Origin of the sequence: Pseudomonas reinekei, from assembly GCF_001945365.1 — a bacterium.
Classification (GTDB): Bacteria; Pseudomonadota; Gammaproteobacteria; order Pseudomonadales; family Pseudomonadaceae; genus Aquipseudomonas; species Aquipseudomonas reinekei.
The window spans coordinates 127,786-145,298 of sequence record NZ_MSTQ01000003.1; the positions used below are offsets into that span (position 1 = coordinate 127,786).

General features: G+C 58.3%; 19 protein-coding genes and 1 tRNA gene. 4 read left to right on the plus strand and 16 right to left on the minus strand.

From position 1 onward, the window contains the following. The first annotated feature begins 8 nt into the window (after positions 1–8). The 4 genes from BVK86_RS05280 (at position 9) to BVK86_RS05295 (ending at position 3,748) form a co-directional block, all read left to right on the plus strand. Positions 9–1,385: an L-serine ammonia-lyase gene (locus BVK86_RS05280; RefSeq protein ID WP_075945434.1), complete on the plus strand. Its 1,377-nt coding sequence runs from the start codon at positions 9–11 to the stop codon at positions 1,383–1,385. A 36-nt stretch (positions 1,386–1,421) separates the two neighbouring features. After that, positions 1,422–2,546: a glycine cleavage system aminomethyltransferase GcvT gene (gene gcvT / locus BVK86_RS05285; protein WP_075945435.1), complete on the plus strand. Its 1,125-nt coding sequence runs from the start codon at positions 1,422–1,424 to the stop codon at positions 2,544–2,546. A gap of 404 nt (positions 2,547–2,950) precedes the next feature. Beyond that, positions 2,951–3,163 carry a cold-shock protein gene (locus BVK86_RS05290; protein WP_003175786.1) on the plus strand — a complete coding sequence of 71 codons (213 nt, stop codon included), beginning with the start codon at positions 2,951–2,953 and terminating at the stop codon, positions 3,161–3,163. Positions 3,164–3,259: 96 nt separating this feature from the next. Then, positions 3,260–3,748 carry an RDD family protein gene (locus tag BVK86_RS05295; RefSeq protein WP_075945436.1) on the plus strand — a complete coding sequence of 163 codons (489 nt, stop codon included), beginning with the start codon at positions 3,260–3,262 and terminating at the stop codon, positions 3,746–3,748. Positions 3,749–3,823: 75 nt separating this feature from the next. Here BVK86_RS05295 and nadA read toward each other — a convergent pair whose 3' ends face one another. The 16 genes from nadA to aspS all read right to left on the minus strand — a co-directional run bounded on the left by nadA (position 3,824) and on the right by aspS (position 17,435). Then, positions 3,824–4,882 (minus strand): quinolinate synthase NadA, encoded by a 1,059-nt coding sequence (nadA, locus tag BVK86_RS05300; protein WP_075945437.1) that lies wholly within the window; start codon positions 4,880–4,882, stop codon positions 3,824–3,826. A 272-nt stretch (positions 4,883–5,154) separates the two neighbouring features. Beyond that, a tRNA-Lys gene (locus BVK86_RS05305) sits at positions 5,155–5,230 on the minus strand. 63 nt (positions 5,231–5,293) lie between these two features. Beyond that, positions 5,294–5,986 (minus strand): 7-cyano-7-deazaguanine synthase QueC, encoded by a 693-nt coding sequence (gene queC, locus BVK86_RS05310; protein WP_075945438.1) that lies wholly within the window; start codon positions 5,984–5,986, stop codon positions 5,294–5,296. A 1-nt stretch (position 5,987) separates the two neighbouring features. Beyond that, positions 5,988–6,635, minus strand: a complete 648-nt coding sequence (queE, locus tag BVK86_RS05315; RefSeq protein WP_056852655.1) for a 7-carboxy-7-deazaguanine synthase QueE — start codon at positions 6,633–6,635, stop codon at positions 5,988–5,990. Positions 6,636–6,801: 166 nt separating this feature from the next. Continuing rightward, positions 6,802–7,635, minus strand: a complete 834-nt coding sequence (ybgF, locus tag BVK86_RS05320; RefSeq protein ID WP_075945439.1) for a tol-pal system protein YbgF — start codon at positions 7,633–7,635, stop codon at positions 6,802–6,804. Between the two features lie 6 nt (positions 7,636–7,641). Beyond that, positions 7,642–8,139, minus strand: coding sequence for a peptidoglycan-associated lipoprotein Pal (gene pal / locus BVK86_RS05325; RefSeq protein WP_003178634.1), 498 nt, complete (start codon positions 8,137–8,139; stop codon positions 7,642–7,644). Between the two features lie 52 nt (positions 8,140–8,191). Then, positions 8,192–9,472: a Tol-Pal system beta propeller repeat protein TolB gene (gene tolB / locus BVK86_RS05330; protein WP_408002989.1), complete on the minus strand. Its 1,281-nt coding sequence runs from the start codon at positions 9,470–9,472 to the stop codon at positions 8,192–8,194. Positions 9,473–9,489: 17 nt separating this feature from the next. Further along, a complete protein-coding gene (gene tolA, locus BVK86_RS05335) occupies positions 9,490–10,569 on the minus strand; it encodes a cell envelope integrity protein TolA (RefSeq protein WP_075945441.1) in 1,080 nt (359 codons plus the stop codon). Beyond that, positions 10,569–11,021, minus strand: coding sequence for a protein TolR (gene tolR, locus BVK86_RS05340; protein ID WP_162279067.1), 453 nt, complete (start codon positions 11,019–11,021; stop codon positions 10,569–10,571). Before tolR ends, tolA begins: the two co-directional genes overlap by 1 nt. Before the next feature lie 24 nt (positions 11,022–11,045). Continuing rightward, entirely contained in the window at positions 11,046–11,741 is a 696-nt protein-coding gene (gene tolQ, locus BVK86_RS05345; protein WP_075945442.1) for a protein TolQ, read from the minus strand. Next, entirely contained in the window at positions 11,731–12,198 is a 468-nt protein-coding gene (ybgC, locus tag BVK86_RS05350; protein WP_075945443.1) for a tol-pal system-associated acyl-CoA thioesterase, read from the minus strand. Before ybgC ends, tolQ begins: the two co-directional genes overlap by 11 nt. Before the next feature lie 127 nt (positions 12,199–12,325). Beyond that, the gene (ruvB, locus tag BVK86_RS05355) at positions 12,326–13,387 is read right to left on the minus strand and encodes a Holliday junction branch migration DNA helicase RuvB (RefSeq protein WP_056852660.1); all 1,062 of its coding nucleotides are present in this window, start codon (positions 13,385–13,387) and stop codon (positions 12,326–12,328) included. Beyond that, positions 13,388–13,996 carry a Holliday junction branch migration protein RuvA gene (gene ruvA, locus BVK86_RS05360; protein ID WP_075945444.1) on the minus strand — a complete coding sequence of 203 codons (609 nt, stop codon included), beginning with the start codon at positions 13,994–13,996 and terminating at the stop codon, positions 13,388–13,390. A gap of 111 nt (positions 13,997–14,107) precedes the next feature. Beyond that, positions 14,108–14,632, minus strand: coding sequence for a crossover junction endodeoxyribonuclease RuvC (gene ruvC / locus BVK86_RS05365; protein ID WP_075945445.1), 525 nt, complete (start codon positions 14,630–14,632; stop codon positions 14,108–14,110). Positions 14,633–14,789: 157 nt separating this feature from the next. Continuing rightward, on the minus strand, positions 14,790–15,536 hold the full coding sequence (locus BVK86_RS05370; protein WP_075945446.1) for a YebC/PmpR family DNA-binding transcriptional regulator: 747 nt from the start codon (positions 15,534–15,536) through the stop codon (positions 14,790–14,792). A 123-nt stretch (positions 15,537–15,659) separates the two neighbouring features. Next, positions 15,660–17,435, minus strand: coding sequence for an aspartate--tRNA ligase (gene aspS, locus BVK86_RS05375; protein WP_075945447.1), 1,776 nt, complete (start codon positions 17,433–17,435; stop codon positions 15,660–15,662). Between the last annotated feature and the right edge of the window lie 78 nt (positions 17,436–17,513).

Genomic DNA, 17,513 nt, shown 5'->3' on the forward strand with positions numbered 1-17,513 from the left:
AGAACCTCATGTCGTTAAGCGTGTTCGACCTGTTCAAGATTGGTATCGGCCCCTCCAGCTCCCACACCGTCGGCCCAATGCGCGCCGCCGCGCGCTTCGTCGAAGGCTTGCGTCGTGAAGAACTGTTGACCGCGACCGCCTGCGTCAAAGTCGAGTTATACGGCTCGCTGGGCGCCACCGGTAAAGGCCACGGCAGCGATAAAGCCGTGCTGCTGGGCCTGGAAGGCGAGCACCCGGACACGATCGATACCGAAACCGTCGCCGCACGCCTGCAAGCCATTCGCGGCAGCGGACACTTGAACCTGCTCGGTGAACACCGCATTGCGTTCAACGAGAAAGAACACCTGGCGATGATTCGCAAACCGTTGCCGTACCACCCCAACGGCATGATTTTCCGTGCGTTCGACGCCGCCGGCCTGCAAATTCGCAGCCGCGAGTACTACTCGGTCGGCGGTGGTTTTGTCGTCGATGAAGACGCCGCCGGCGCCGATCGCATCGTCGAAGACGCCACGCCACTGACATTCCCGTTCAAAAGCGCCAAGGATTTGCTCGGTCATTGCGTCAAATATGGGCTGTCGATCAGCCAGGTCATGCTGACCAATGAAAGCGCCTGGCGCCCGGAAGCGGAAACCCGCGCCGGCCTGCTGAACATCTGGCAAGTGATGCAGGACTGCGTCGCCGCGGGATGCCGCAACGAAGGCATCCTGCCCGGTGGCTTGAAGGTCAAACGCCGGGCCGCTGCGCTGCATCGGCAATTGTGTAAGAACCCGGAATCGTCCCTGCGCGATCCGCTGTCGGTGCTCGACTGGGTCAACCTCTACGCCCTGGCGGTCAATGAGGAAAACGCCAACGGCGGCCGCGTGGTGACAGCGCCCACTAATGGTGCAGCGGGGATCATTCCCGCAGTCCTCCATTACTACATGCGCTTCATCCCGGGCTCGAATGACGACGGCGTCGTGCGCTTCCTGCTGACCGCCGCAGCGATCGGCATTTTGTACAAGGAAAACGCCTCGATTTCCGGCGCCGAAGTCGGCTGTCAGGGCGAGGTCGGCGTGGCGTGTTCCATGGCCGCCGGGGCCTTGTGCGAGGTCCTCGGCGGCACCGTGCAACAAGTGGAAAACGCCGCCGAAATCGGCATGGAACACAACCTCGGCCTGACCTGCGATCCGATTGGCGGGCTGGTGCAGGTGCCTTGCATCGAGCGCAATGCCATGGGTTCGGTCAAGGCAATCAATGCCGTGCGCATGGCCATGCGGGGTGACGGACAACACTTCGTCTCCCTCGACAAAGTCATTCGCACCATGCGCCAGACCGGCGCCGACATGAAAAGCAAATACAAGGAAACCGCCCGTGGCGGTTTGGCGGTCAACATTATCGAGTGCTGATGCACGCTCATCTGCACCCATCTTCAGGAGCTGAATATGTCCACCGAACAACTGTTGAAAACCCCATTGCATGCGCTACACATCGAGCTCGCCGCGCGCATGGTGCCGTTCGCCGGCTACGACATGCCTGTGCAATATCCGCTGGGCGTGATGAAGGAACACCAGCACACCCGCGACCAGGCCGGCCTGTTCGATGTGTCGCACATGGGCCAGATTCGCCTGACCGGCGCCAATGCCGCCAAGGCCCTGGAAACCCTGGTGCCGGTGGACATCATCGACCTGCCTGTGGGCATGCAGCGCTACGCGATGTTCACCAATGAGACCGGAGGCATCCTCGACGACCTGATGGTCGCCAACCTGGGTAACGACGAACTGTTCCTGGTGGTCAACGCCGCGTGCAAGGATCAAGACCTGGCGCACCTGCGCAAGCACATTGGCGAGCAGTGCAGCATCGAGCCGCTGTTCGAAGAACGCGCCCTGCTCGCCCTGCAAGGGCCGGCGGCCGTGACGGTACTGGCACGTCTGGCGCCGGAAGTGGCGAAGATGACCTTCATGCAGTTCGCCCGCGTAACAATGCTGGGCGTGGACTGTTTCGTCAGCCGCTCGGGTTACACCGGTGAAGACGGCTTCGAAATCTCCGTGCCGGCCGACAACGCCGAAGCCCTGGCCCGCGCCCTGCTGGCGGAGCCGGAAGTCGAAGCCATCGGCCTCGGCGCGCGTGACTCCCTGCGCCTGGAAGCCGGCCTGTGCCTTTACGGCCACGACATGAACACCGACACCACCCCGATCGAAGCCAGCCTGCTGTGGGCCATCTCCAAGCCGCGTCGCGCCGAAGGCGCGCGTGCCGGTGGTTTTCCTGGTGCTGAAAGGGTATTCGCCCAGCAACAAGGCGGTGTCAGCCGCAAACGCGTCGGCCTGCTGCCGCAAGAACGCACCCCGGTGCGCGAAGGCGCTGAGATCGTCAACGAAGCTGGCGAGATCATCGGCAGCGTCTGCAGCGGTGGTTTCGGGCCGACGTTGGGCGCACCGCTGGCCATGGGTTACGTCGACAGCGCGTATGTCGCTCTCGACACACCGGTGTGGGCGATCGTTCGTGGGAAAAAGGTGGCTTTGCTTGTAAGCAAAATGCCATTTGTTCCACAACGCTACTATCGTGGCTGATCAACTGTTCCTATAAGTAACGCAGTTGCGCTTACAACGCACTAATGTGTAACGCAACTGCCATAAAATAGTGCATCGTTTGGCTCTAAGCTTCGATTATGAACTTTGCTTATAACGATCGAAAACAATTGAACAGGACGATCGCATAAGCCAGCACTAGTTGGCATATTCATGCCAGCAAGGCGAGCAAATCCGGGCCTTTCACAGGGCTTGTTTTTTCTCCCGTAGTTGGCGTAGAGTTTGTTCACTGTGTTTGCATGGGTCGCTTGGAATCGTGACCTGGGCAGTAGCCTACAAGTTAGCTACATCCCGTTCGACGTCTTCTTACTCTCCTGCAACCAGCCCCAGTACTCTTTCATGAGAAGGAGACTGTCATTAATTTTTTGCGTCAAAGGAAATAAGAAATGTCCCAACGTCAGAGCGGTACCGTCAAGTGGTTTAACGACGAGAAAGGTTTTGGTTTTATCACTCCTGAAAGCGGTCCGGATCTGTTCGTGCATTTCCGCGCCATCCAGGGCAACGGCTTCAAGAGCCTGAAAGAAGGCCAGAAAGTGACTTTCGTTGCTGTGCAGGGCCAGAAAGGCATGCAGGCTGACGAAGTACAAGCAGAAGCCTAATCTTCTGTAACGAAAAAGCCCCTGATGCTGACATCAGGGGCTTTTTTGTGCGCGTAAATCCGTAAAATGGCTTCTTTTTTCCGCCGAGAACACCTCATGTCGAAACACCTGCTTACCCCCCAGGGCGAATTTCCTGCCGCTGGCCTGGGTCGTCGTCTGGCAGCGATGTTCTATGACTTTCTTCTGTGCACCGCCCTGCTGATCGTCACCAGCGGCGTTTACAAGATGATCCAGATGGCGATCATCGGCGAAGAGAAAATGCGTACCCTGACCGAAGCCGGCGCACTGGACGGTGACCCGCTGCTGTCGACGGTGTTGCTGTTCGTTCTATTCGGCTTTTTCGCCAAATTCTGGACTTATTCGGGGCAGACCCTCGGCATGCAGGTCTGGTGCATCCGCGTGCAGAATGCTGACGGCTCGTCCATCAGCCTGTGGCAGGCGCTGCTGCGCTTCGTGGTATCGATCGCGTCGCTGCTATGTGTAGGCATGGGGTTCATCTGGTCGCTGTTCGACAAACAGAAACGCAGCTGGCATGACATGTACTCCAATACACAGCTGGTGCGCATTCCGAAGAAGACCAAATAGTCCCGCCATACGAAAACCACTGTGGGAGCGAGCCTGCTCGCTCCCACAGTTTTTTGCGACCTAAACGGAGAGACGTTAAGCGTTACCGGCCAATTTCATCCGCGCAGCCTGGGTGAAATCGAGCATGCGTTTCAACGGGCGAATCGCCTGAGGAATCAGCGCCGGGTCGACAAAGATCTCGTTCGCCCCCTCCTTCAAGCTCTTCAGCGTGCGCTCAAGGGTATTCATCGCCATCCACGGGCAGTGCGCGCAGCTTCGGCATGCAGCGCCATTACCCGCCGTAGGCGCTTCGATAAAGACTTTGTCCGGGCACAGCTGCTGCATCTTGTAGAAGATGCCACGATCGGTCGCGACAATCAGCGTCTTGTTCGGCAGGGACTGGGCCGCGGCGATCAACTGACTGGTGGACCCAACGGCGTCTGCCAACTCGATCACCGAGGTCGGCGATTCGGGATGCACCAGGATTGCCGCATCCGGGTACAGCGCCTTCATGTCTTCAAGCTGCTTGGACTTGAACTCTTCGTGAACGATGCACGCACCGTCCCACAGCAGCATGTCGGCCCCGGTCTGGCGCTGGATGTAGGTGCCCAGATGTTTGTCCGGGCCCCAGATGATGGTTTCACCGTTATCCATCAGGCTTTCGACGATTTCCAGCGCGCAGCTGGAAGTCACTACCCAGTCAGCCCGGGCTTTGACCGCAGCCGAAGTATTGGCGTAAACCACGACCGTGCGCTCTGGATGCTGATCACAGAACGCGGAAAACTCATCAACCGGGCAACCCAGGTCCAGCGAGCAAGTCGCCTCCAGGGTCGGCATCAGGATACGTTTTTCGGGATTGAGGATTTTGGCCGTCTCGCCCATGAATTTCACACCGGCGACGACCACGGTCTTGGCCGGGTGAGCATTGCCGAAACGGGCCATCTCCAGCGAATCGGAGACACAGCCACCGGTTTCTTCGGCCAGGGCCTGAATAACCGGATCGCAATAGAAGTGAGCCACCAGCACCGCGTCCTGAGCCTTGAGCTCGGCAGCGATGGCAGCACGGTAATGAGCTTCCTCATCGGCGGTCAGCGGCTTGGGCTGCTTGGCGTCGAGGTGGGCTTGAACCAGAAGGCGTTCGGAAATCTGCGTCATGTTCGCAAGACCTGCAGGCGCATTCGCGCGAAAGTCGAGTATACACCCGGCTCCGGACCCTTCAGGGTACCGCCGGGAAAGTGAGTATTCATCAGGCACGGACAACGTTGAAGCTGCGCAAGGCTACAGAATATCCGGTGGATGCAAAAGATGATTCTGACCTGCGTCATGCAGCGCCGCTTCAGGATTGGGCAAACACAAATCGCGGGCAAAAAAAAATCCGGAAATCCTCACTTTCGTGGGCCTTCCAGACTTTTAAAACTGCTTGAAAATGGTGGGTCGTGTGGGATTCGAACCTACGACCAATTGGTTAAAAGCCAACTGCTCTACCAACTGAGCTAACGACCCGCTGTGTGGTGGCGCGTATAATACTGATTTTTAAGGACTATTCAACACCTATTTTGAAATAAATTAAAAATAAGGTGTAGGGTCGCTAATTCCGGCCGCCGCAAAGCCTTCCGCACGCAATCTGCAGCTGTCGCATTTGCCGCAGGCACGGCCGTCATCGTCGGCCTGATAGCAGGAAACCGTCAGCCCGTAATTCACGCCAAGCTTGGTGCCCGCTTGGACGATCTGCGCCTTGCTGAGGTTTTGCAGCGGTGCCTGAATGCGGAAACCGTTACCCTCGACACCGGCCTTGGTCGCCAGATTGGCCATGCGCTCGAAAGACTCGATGAACTCGGGGCGGCAGTCCGGGTAGCCAGAGTAATCCACCGCGTTGACACCGATGAAGATATCGCGTGCGCCAAGCACTTCAGCCCAGCCCAGCGCCAGGGACAAAAACACCGTGTTGCGCGCCGGCACGTAAGTCACCGGAATGCCTTCACCCAGTTCCTCAGGAATATCGATACTGCTGTCCGTCAGCGCCGAGCCCCCCATGCCGTTGAAGTTGAGCCCGATGACCTTGTGCTCGACCACACCCAAATCACGGGCGACGCGCTCGGCAGCGTACAACTCAGCGTGAGAACGCTGACCGTAATCGAAACTCATGGTGTAGCAGCTGTAACCTTCGGCGCGAGCCATGGCCACGACAGTTGCAGAGTCCAGGCCACCGGAGAGCAGGATGACCGCACGTTTATCCGTAGTGTTCAGTTGTTCAGTCATTTCAGCGCCCCGGCTCGTCATTCCATAGATATTTATGCAGCTGCAATTGCAAGCGCACTGGCAGGTTATCCGCCACGACCCAGTCCGCCAGATCCCGAGCATTCAGATCATGGTGACTTGGCGAGAACAGGACTTCACCGGCGCGCTGGTCCAGACCGTACTGGATCAGTTTGGACACGGACCAGTCGTAGTCCTCCCGGGAACAGATCACAAACTTCACCTGGTCGTTAGGCGTGAGCAGCTCAATGTTTTCATAGCGATTGCGATGTGCTTCCTTCGAACCCGGGGTTTTCAGGTCGACAACGCGACTGACCCGGGAATCTACCGCCGAGATATCGATAGAGCCACTGGTTTCCAGTGACACTTCGTAACCGGCGTCGCACAAGCGCTTGAGCAATGGGATGGCGTTGGGTTGCGCCAGGGGCTCGCCGCCCGTGACACACACATAACGCGGACGGTAACCGGCCACCTGCTCGAGGATATCGTCGAGGGTGCGGATGGTGCCGCCGGTGAATGCGTAAGCGCTGTCACAGTACTGACAACGCAGAGGGCAACCGGTCAGGCGCACAAAAACAGTGGGCAGGCCAGCCGTCCGCGTTTCACCCTGCAACGAGTAAAAAACTTCGGTAATTCTCAATGTGTCTTGCATAGTCGCCACGGGCGTAACAGCTAAACAGGCTGTCCGCCTCCGTCAGGCACTTCAAGGAACCCCGGCAATGCGCAGATCCCAAAAAGCGTGTTTCATAAAAAGGGCGTGAATTCTAACGAAAAAACCCGCGACAAGCGCGGGTTTCTTCGAAACGGTGCAAACAGGCTTACATTTTCTGCAGATCGCGTTGAGCCAGCTGAGCGGCGGAAGTGCCCGGATATTGGGACACAACCTGCTGCAGAATGCCTTTGACCCGGTCGGTATGACCCAGGCGGCGCTCTACATCAGCGAGCTTGTACAGCGAATCAGGCACTTTTGCATGCTTTGGGTAAAGCTGCGAAACCTTGGCAAATGCCTGGCCTGCGCCCTGCAGGTCACCCTTTGCCAGGTTCACTTCACCCAACCAGTACTGGGCATTGCCCGCGTATTGGCTGTTCGGGTATTTGCGCAGGAATGCGGCGAAGGCCTGACTGGCCTTGTCGAAATCCTTGGCCTTGATCAGGTCGAAGGCAGCATCGTAATAGAGCTTTTCCTTCGCCGGATCTGCCGGTTCGCTACCTGCGGCGGGTGCCTGGGCGGCAGCTGCCCCTGCACCTGCTGCTGCACCGGCGGCGTTCAAATCACCACCGGTGGAAGAATTTTCAGGAGTCGCGGCTGGTGCAACGCCGGTTCCTATGCGCCGATCAAGATCCTGATATCGCTCCAGGTTTTCCTGCTTCATGCGCGCTACATCATTTTGCAGAACTTCAATCGCACCTTGTTGGCGCTCGATCTGTTGCTGCATTGATTGCAGTTGGTTGAACAGCTCGCCCTGTGCCGAGACAGGGGCCGAAACCCCTCCCCCGGCATAGGCGCCGTTCGTACCGTAACCTGCAGGCGGATAACTGCTCCCGCTATTGTTATAGCCGGAGTCATTATCGACCACAGGAACCGCAGCCCACGCCGCAAGCGGCGCGAGACTGAGAGCCAGAACAGTTACAGCACGACGGCACGTTCGCATGACGAATTACTTACGCAGTTCGACGCGACGGTTTTGAGCCCAGGACTGCTCGTCGTTGCCGGTAGCAACTGGACGCTCTTCGCCGTAGGAAACCAGTTCCAGCTGAGCTGGGGAAACACCTTGCAGTACCAGGTAGCGTTGAACGGCTTTAGCACGACGCTCGCCCAGTGCCATGTTGTACTCACGAGTACCACGTTCGTCGGTGTTGCCTTCCAGAACAACGCGAGCGCCGTTTGCTTTCAGGTCTTTGGCGTGAACGTCCAGAGCGCGCATGGCTTCTGGCTTCAGGTCCGAGCTGTCGTATTCGAAGTAGAAAGTGGTGATAGCGCGCAGAGCAGCTTCTTCGCTCAGGGAGCCGTCAACTGCACCAGTGTTTGCGCCGTAACCAGCGTTTGGATCTACAGCGCCTTCACCGGCATTGTCGCCGCCTTTGGACGAGCAACCTACAGCTACAGCCATGGCCAGAGCCAGCGCAGCAAATTTACCAAACTTCAGCATTTCCATCGTGAAACTCCTAATGAACCCCAGTGTGTTAAGTAAAACGTATAGCGCCGCGTCAGTTCAGGTAAGGGGACCAGGAAGGTTCTCTGACTTCGCCTTGTGCGGTAGGAAGCGGGAGCCTTACGCGTCCATTGATGGACACGAGCATCAAGACTCCCCGGCCCTGCTGGCGGGTGGCGTAGATTACCATGGTGCCGTTGGGCGCAACAGTAGGCGACTCGTCCAGAGTGCTATCAGTGAGGATTTTTACGCTACCGCGCTGCAAATCCTGAGCCGCCACTTTGAAATTGGTGAAACCATCCTGGCGGTGAATCATCACCAGGGTCTTTTCATCAGCCGACAGTTTAGGGTTGGCGTTGTAGTTACCCACGAACGTCACACGCTCCGCACCGCCACCGCCCACGCTGGTTTTGTAGATCTGCGGTTTGCCGCCACGGTCAGACGTGAAGTAGATGGTCGAGCCATCCTTGCCCCAGAACGGTTCGGTGTTGATGCCAGGACCGTTGGTGACACGGGTGATCTGACGGGAACCGAGGTTCATCACGTAGATGTCCGGGTTGCCGTCCTTGGACAGCACGAACGCCAGGCGATTGCCATCCGGTGACCAGGCAGGCGCGCCGTTCAGGCCTTCGAAGTTGGTGATCTGCTCACGACGACCGGTGTCGATGTTCTGCATGAAGATACGCGGACGCTTCTGCTCGAACGACACATAAGCGATGCGCTTGCCGTCCGGTGCGAAACGCGGCGACAGGATCGGCTCGCGCGATTGCAGCAGGGTTACAGCACGGGCACCGTCATAGTCCGAACGTTGCAGCGTGTAGCGCGTGTTCTTCTCGGAAAAACGCTCGGCCGTCACATACAGCAGGCGAGTCGAGAACGCACCTTTGATGCCGGTGAGTTTTTCGAACGATTGGTCAGCGATGTAGTGGGACATGTCGCGCAGTTGATCGACACCGCCCGACACGCTGCCGGTCAGCACTTGCTGTTCGGTGGCGACGTTGAACAGTGCGTATTGCACCTGCAGGCGACCGCCCGCGGGGGCAATGCTGCCGACCATGACGTACTGGGCGCCCAGCGCCTTGAAGTCACGGAAGATGATTTCGCTGGCCTGGCTAGGCTGGCTGATCATGTTCTGCTTTGGAATCGGCGAGTAGTAACCCGAGTTACGCAGGTCATTACCGATGATTTCAGCCATGTCGTCCGGCAGCACGCTGCCGCCCTGGTTGCCGAACGGCACGACGGCGATCGGTGTTGCCCGATCACTACCGCTGGTAACCAGAATGTTTTTCTCATCTGCCATCGCCATTCCTGCCATGCAGCAGATAGCGATCAGCATTCCTCGAAGAAGGTTTCTCACGGGGCTAAATCCTCAGGCGTGAATGTCATCTTGAATGAACGATACGGAGCGAAATCACTCGGCTTCATTCCCTGCATTTCTGTCAAACGTCCAATATTCTTGACCGCTGCCACAGCCGATGCGTCAAACGGACCGTCGCCACTGGACTTGATCACGCTGACCGTGGTCACCGTACCGTCCGGCAACATGCCGATTCGCAACTCGACCGTCATGCCTTTGCGTGCCGAAGGTGGGCGAGCCCAGCCTTCTGCCGCTCGAAGACGAATCAGGTCATCGAAGCTGCCGGCGACTTCGTCACCCTGCTCATCGGCCAAGGCCTGCTGACGCTGCGGCGTGTCGGAAAGCAAATCTGCCAAGGCCTGAGCCTTTTTGTCTTCGGTAGATTTACGTGCCGCTTCCTGCGCCTTCTTCTTCGCAGCATCGGCAGCAGCTTTCTTCTTCGCTTCGTCGGCGACTTTCTTCTTCGCCTCTTCAGCTTCAGCTTTCTTCTTGGCGTCTTCCGCGGCTTTCTTCTTCGCGTCTTCGACGATCTTTTTCTTCGCTTCTTCAGCGGCCGCTTTCTTGGCCTCTTCTTCAGCAGCCTTCTTGGCTTCCTCTTCCGCTTTCTTCTTGGCTATATCAGCCAATTGTTTCTCTTCTGCCTTCTTGGCTTCGGCGGTCTTCTTCGCTTCATCGGCTTTCTTGGCTTCATCAGCCTTTTTCGCCTCTTCCGCTTTCTTCGACTCGTCGGCCTTCTTGGCTTCCTCGGCCTTTTGAGCCGCTTCTTCTTTCTTTTGTTCCGCAGCTTTCACCGCTTCCTGCTCGACCTTTTTCTGCTCCAACTGCTCGACTTCGGTCTGGCGCGCGGCGGTTTTCTTCGCCTCACCCGCAATCTTCTGATTGGTCTGGGTGGTTGCCTGACTTTTCGACTTCAGCTGGTACAGGGTCGCCTGGACAATCGGCTTGGCCGGCGGCAACTCCGGGGTAAAGGCAAAACTGACGAACAGCATGCCGAACACCAGCACGTGCAAGCCAATCGCCCAGACACTAGGCCAGAAGTAGCTTTCCGAGGCGGACGGCTCTCGCATTTGCTGCATCAGGGTGCCTCGGTAATCAAGCCGACATTACCGACGCCGGCTTTCTGCAACCCGCCCATGGCGCCCATGACGGAGCCGTAGTCGACAGTCTTGTCGCCGCGAATGAAGACCTGGGTGCGTTTGCCGTTATCGTTACCGGCGGCAATGATCTTGGTCACTGCACTGGTCATTTGCGGCAGGGTCATCGCCCTGTCCTGTTGCTTCTCGGTGTCGACTTCGCTGCCAAGGTTCCAGTAATAGGTCTTGTCAGCCTTGATCGAAATGGTCAGGACCTGGGTGTTGTTGTCCTGCGGCAAGGCTTCGCTGGAAACCTTGGGCAGATCAACTTTCACGCCCTGATTGAGCATCGGCGCGGTCACCATGAAGATGACCAGCAGTACCAGCATCACGTCGATGTAAGGCACTACGTTCATCTCGGCAACCGGCTTGCGCTTTTTGCGAGCTCGAGCGATTAAAGCCATCTGGAAATTACCTGCTTATTCTTCGCTGGTGTGCACTTTGCGGTGCAGGATCGCCTGGAATTCATCGGCGAAGGTGTAGTAGCGGCCGATCAGCGTTTCGCTGCGAGCGGCGAAACGGTTGTAGGCGATGACGGCAGGAATGGCGGCGAACAGACCGATCGCAGTGGCGATCAGTGCTTCGGCGATACCCGGGGCCACAGTGGCCAGGGTCGCTTGCTGTGCGGTCGCCAGACCCCGGAAGGAGTTCATGATGCCCCACACGGTACCGAACAGACCGATGTACGGACTCACGGAACCGACGGTGGCCAGGAACGGCAGGCTTTGCTCAAGCTTTTCTTCTTCGCGGGAAATGGCTACGCGCATGGCACGGGCCACGCCTTCCATGACCGCTTCAGGATCGACGCCTGGTTGCTGGCGCAGACGGGAGAACTCCTTGAAGCCGGCGCGGAAGATCTGCTCGACACCCGAATCCGGGTCCGGATTGCTGCCGGCCTGGCGGTAGAGTTTGGACAGGTCTATCCCCGACCAGAAGCGCTCTTCAAAGCTCTCCAGGGCACGTCGACCGGCGCGCAGCAGATTGCTGCGCTGAAAGATCATGATCCATGAGGTCACCGATGCGGCTACCAGGGTCAGCATTACCAGTTGCACCACGATACTGGCATTGCTGACCAGGCTCCACATGGAGGAATGGTCGACGACGTTAGCTTCCACGCTTTATCTCCTGCTTTGAGTGTTTACCCGCGCCGCTCACGTCGGCAAAGGCCGCTCGTAGAGTTTCGGGAATGGCCCGGGGTTTCAAACTGTCAGTGCGCACACAGGCCACCAAAAACTGCCCTTCACAGAGCAGCGCATCATCCGTCGCCCGCCTGACCTGCTGTTTGAATCTCAGGCTGGCACGGTTCAATTCGATTACTTCAGCGCTTACCAGAAGCTCGTCGTCCAGTCGCGCCGGCGCGTGGTAGCGCGCTTCGCTGGAATGCACGACGAACAACAGGTCCTCACCTGCCAGCTGCGATTGGGCAAAGCCCAGCTCTCGTAGCCGCTCGGTTCGAGCCCGTTCCATAAACTTGAGGTAATTAACGTAATACACGATGCCGCCCGCATCGGTGTCCTCGTAATAAACGCGACAACGATGTGCGAAAGGCTCAAGCCCGTTTTGCGCGCGCATACTCTAGTGCTTACTCCTCAGGTTGCCAATCCGGCCAGGCAACTGTTTTTCATTGTTCTGCGGCTTTCTCGCGAAAGTACGGTCCTAGGACAGCACAATGCCCGAAAATTCTGCTCGCAAATGTTAATTAATCGTCCACGGCATCCAGGAATTCGTCTACCACGGGCATCTCGCCCAATCGTGACGGAATGTTTAAGCCAAAATGCAGGTAGGCATGGCGCGTCACCACCCGTCCGCGCGGCGTGCGCATGATGTAGCCCTGCTGGATCAGGTACGGCTCCAGCACATCCTCAATGGTGTGGCGCTCTTCACTGATCGCGGCAGCCAGGCTGTCGACGCCGACCGGTCCGCCGTCGAACTTCTCGATCATGGTCAGCAACAGACGGCGGTCCTGGTGATCGAAGCCACGTTCATCGACATCCAGCAGGTTCAGCGCGAGATCGGCAATCGGTTTGGTGATGTGCCCCTTGGCGCGAACTTCGGCGAAGTCGCGTACACGGCGCAGCAATCGATTGGCGATTCGCGGGGTGCCGCGGGCACGCCGGGCGATTTCGAAGGCGCCCTCCGGGTCCAGCGGCAAACCGAGGATGCTCGCCGAACGACTGACAATCGTCGACAGGTCGGCGTTGTTGTAGAACTCCAGGCGCTGGACGATCCCGAAACGGTCCCGCAACGGATTGGTCAGCATCCCCGCCCGAGTCGTTGCGCCGACCAGGGTGAAGGGCGGCAGATCAAGCTTGATCGAACGCGCGGCCGGCCCTTCGCCGATCATGATGTCGAGCTGAAAATCTTCCATCGCCGGATACAGGACTTCTTCGACGATCGGTGACAACCGATGGATCTCGTCGATAAACAGCACATCATGGGGTTCAAGATTGGTCAGCAGCGCCGCGAGATCGCCCGGGCGCTCGAGGACCGGCCCCGAGGTACTTTTGATCGAGACGCCCATTTCCTGGGCGATGATGTTGGCCAAGGTGGTTTTACCCAGGCCCGGCGGACCGAAGATCAGTGTGTGATCCAGGGATTCGTTACGGCCACGGGCAGCCTGGATGAACAACTCCATTTGCTCGCGAACGGTCGGCTGGCCAATGTATTCGGCCAGGCTGACGGGACGAATAGCCCGATCCTGGACCTCTTCGCGGTCACGGGGACCTCCCGTGGCGGCGATCAGACGATCAGCTTCAATCACTTAGATCATTCCCTTCAGGGCACGACGAATCATGTCTTCACTGCTCAAGTCTTTCTCCTTGATCGCGGAAATCGCCTTGCTGGCTTCCTGCGGCTTGTAGCCCAGGGAGATCAGCGCGCTGACCGCATCGTTTTCCGCCGTATTGACCGGTGCGGGGCCGTCCGGCTGGTTCGGCACCAGGGCAAACATCGCCGGCACGGTTTCCCAGGCCTTGAAGCGGTCCTTGAGCTCGACCAACAGGCGTTCAGCGGTTTTTTTGCCCACACCCGGCACCTTGGTCAACGCCGAAGTGTCCTGGGATTGCACGCAACGAACCAGTTCGTCGACCTCCAGACTCGACATCAACGCCAGGGCCAGTTTCGGCCCCACACCATTAAGACGGATCAACTCGCGAAAAAAGTCTCGCTCACGTTTGCCGACGAAGCCATAGAGTAACTGCGCGTCTTCGCGTACGACCAAATGGGTGTGCAAGGTCAGCGGCTCACCGACCGACGGCAAGCGATACAGCGTGGTCATGGGCACTTCCAGCTCATAACCCAGACCGTTTACATCCAGAATCAGGTGCGGTGGCTGTTTTTCAGCCAGAGTGCCGCGCAAGCGTCCAATCACGTTACAGATCCTTGAGCGTTGGCCAGCCGAGGCCAGCGACTGACAGAGCAAGGGTTCGGCCGACAACACAGGCACAACACCCTCATTCCAGAAAAATGATTGCTGATGCTATCAGAGACGCAGGCGCCCGCCACGACTGCGTGCCGTCCCCAACCCGTGGGGCAGGAGGCTGGAACGGGTGTGAGCATGGCAAATGGCGATGGCCAGGGCATCCGAGGCATCGATTTGTGGCTTGCTGGTCAGTTTAAGCATGTGCATGACCATCATTTGAACTTGCTCTTTGTTGGCGGCGCCGGTGCCGACGACGGCCTGCTTGACCTGGGTCGCGGAGTACTCGGCAATCTCCAGGTTTTCTTCCGCACCCGCCACGATGGCGGCACCCCGGGCCTGCCCCAGCTTCAGGGCGGAGTCGGCATTGCGGGCCATGAAGACCTTTTCGATGCCCATGGTCACCGGCTTGTACATCTGGATAATCTCCCGCACGCCGCGGTAGACAATTTGCAAACGCTCATGCAGTTCACCGGCGCCGGTACGGATACAACCGGAGGCCACGTACTCACAGCCACGCCCGGTATCACGAACCACGCCATAACCGGTGATGCGCGAACCGGGGTCGATACCAAGAATTAAAGTCATAACGCCTGCGGTTAAGTAAAAGCACGATATTCAATACAACGAATAACAAATGTGGGAGCAGGCCTGCTCGCGATAGCGGTGTCATATTCAGCAACGATGTTGCCTGAAAATCCGCATTCGCGAGCAGGCTCGCTCCCACAATGAATCCTGGCCGCCCTTAACCGAGCTGCGCGGCGACCGATTCCGGAATATCCGCGTTGGAGTAGACGTTCTGCACGTCATCCAGGTCTTCGAGCATGTCGAGCAGCTTGAGGACTTTCTCGGCGCCTTCCAGATCCAGTTCGGCACTGGTGGTCGGCAGCATGACGATTTCGGCGTCATCACCTTTGAACCCCGCCGCTTCCAGTGCGTTACGCACGGAATAGAACCCGGCAAACGAGGTGAACACATCGATCGAACCGTCTTCGTTGGTCACCACGTCATCGGCGTCGGCTTCCATCGCGGCTTCGATCAGGGCGTCTTCGTCGACACCGGCGGCGAAGGAAATCTGCCCCTTGCGCTCGAACAGATACGCCACTGAACCGTCGGTCCCGAGGTTACCGCCGCACTTGCTGAACGCATGACGAACAGCGGCTGCGGTGCGGTTGCGGTTGTCGGTCATGCACTCGACCATCACCGCTACGCCGCCTGGACCATAACCTTCGTAGGTCAGTTCGACCATGTCATCGGTGTCAGCTGCGCCGGCACCGCGGGCCACCGCGCGATCGATGATATCGCGACTCATGTTCGCACCCAGGGCCTTGTCCAGGGCCAGACGCAAACGTGGGTTGGAACCGGGATCACCGCCGCCCTGACGGGCAGCAACGGTCAGTTCACGAATCCACTTGGTGAAAATCTTGCCCTTCTTGGCATCCTGACGTTCTTTGCGGTGCTTGATGTTCGCCCACTTGGAATGACCTGCCATAACTCGCTCCGAATTCTCTTTGAAACATTGCCCGCCACGCAGTATCGCTTCGGCCGGCAAACAAAAAATTTCGACCCGTATAAAGAAAAGGCGCATCCGAAGATGCGCCCCTTCAGGTCAGCCTTACTCAGCTTTCGGCGTTTCGCGCAGACGAATGTGCAATTCGCGCAATGCCTTGGCATCTACCTGACCCGGTGCCTGAGTCATGACGTCTGCCGCGCTCTGGGTTTTCGGGAAGGCGATCACTTCACGAATCGACTGGGCACCGGTCATCAGCATGACCAGACGGTCCAGACCGAAGGCCAGGCCACCGTGTGGCGGTGCGCCATACTTCAGTGCGTCGAGCAGGAAGCCGAACTTCTCTTCCTGTTCCGCTTCGTTGATGCCCAGCAGACGGAATACCGATTGCTGCATTTCCTTGCGGTGGATACGGATCGAACCACCACCCAGCTCGGTGCCGTTCAACACCATGTCGTAGGCACGGGACAGGGCGCCAGCCGGGTTGGCTTCGAGCTCGGCCGGGGTGCACTTCGGTGCGGTGAACGGGTGGTGCAGGGCGGTGAAGCTGCCGTCGTCGTTCTCTTCGAACATCGGGAAGTCGACGACCCACATTGGCGCCCACTTGCAGGTCAACAGGTCCAGGTCGTGGCCAAGCTTGATCCGCAGGGCACCCAGGGCTTCGCTGACGATCTTGGCCTTGTCGGCACCAAAGAACACGATGTCGCCATCGACCGCGCCGACGCGATCGAGGATCACGTTGAGGTTGGCTTCAGGGATGTTCTTGACGATTGGCGACTGCAGGCCTTCAACGCCTTTGGCGCGCTCGTTGACCTTGATGTACGCCAGGCCCTTGGCACCGTAGATGCCGACGAACTTGGTGTAATCGTCGATCTGCTTGCGCGGCATGCTCGCGCCGCCGGGCACGCGCAGGGCGGCGATGCGGCATTTCGGGTCGTTGGCCGGGCCGCTGAACACCTTGAAATCGACTTCCTTGAGCTGATCGGCAACGTCAACCAGTTCCAGCGGGTTACGCAGGTCAGGTTTGTCGGAACCGTAACGGCGCATGGCCTCTTCGAAGGTCATGTGCGGGAAATCACCGAACTCCAGATCCAGCACTTCCTTGAACAGGTTGCGGATCATTGCTTCGGTCAGGCCCATGATGTCTTTTTCATCGAGGAAACTGGTCTCGATGTCGATCTGGGTGAATTCCGGCTGGCGGTCGGCACGCAGGTCTTCGTCGCGGAAGCACTTGGCGATCTGGTAGTAACGGTCGAAGCCGGCCACCATCAGCAGTTGCTTGAACAATTGCGGCGATTGCGGCAATGCGAAGAACGAACCGGCGTGAGTACGGCTCGGCACCAGATAGTCACGGGCGCCTTCCGGGGTAGCACGGGTCAGGATCGGCGTCTCGACGTCGAGGAAGCCGTTCTCGTCCAGGAAGCGACGGATGCTGGTGGTCATGCGCGAACGCAGACGCAGCTTCTCGGCCATTTCCGGGCGACGCAGGTCGAGGAAACGGTAGCGCAGACGGGTTTCTTCGCCAACGTCGGAGAACTCGTTCAGCGGGAACGGTGGGGTTTCCGATTCGTTCAGTACTTCCAGTTCGTAACCCAGGACTTCGATCATGCCCGACGCCATGTTGGCGTTGGTGGCACCGGCCGGACGCAGGCGGACCTTACCGGTGATCTTCACAACGTATTCGCTGCGCACGCGGTCAGCAGCGGCGAAGCTCTCAGCGCGGTCCGGATCGAACACCACCTGGGCCAGACCGTCACGATCACGGATATCGAGGAAAATCACCCCACCGTGGTCACGGCGACGATGAACCCATCCGCAAAGGGTAATTTCCTGGCCTTCCAGGCTTTCGTTCAGTTGGCCGCAATAATGGCTGCGCATCATGGTAGTGGTTTCACTTCTCGTAATTCGAAATTCGGTTGCAGACCTCGCGTACATCAGGTGCAAGGGCTCGCGCGTGTC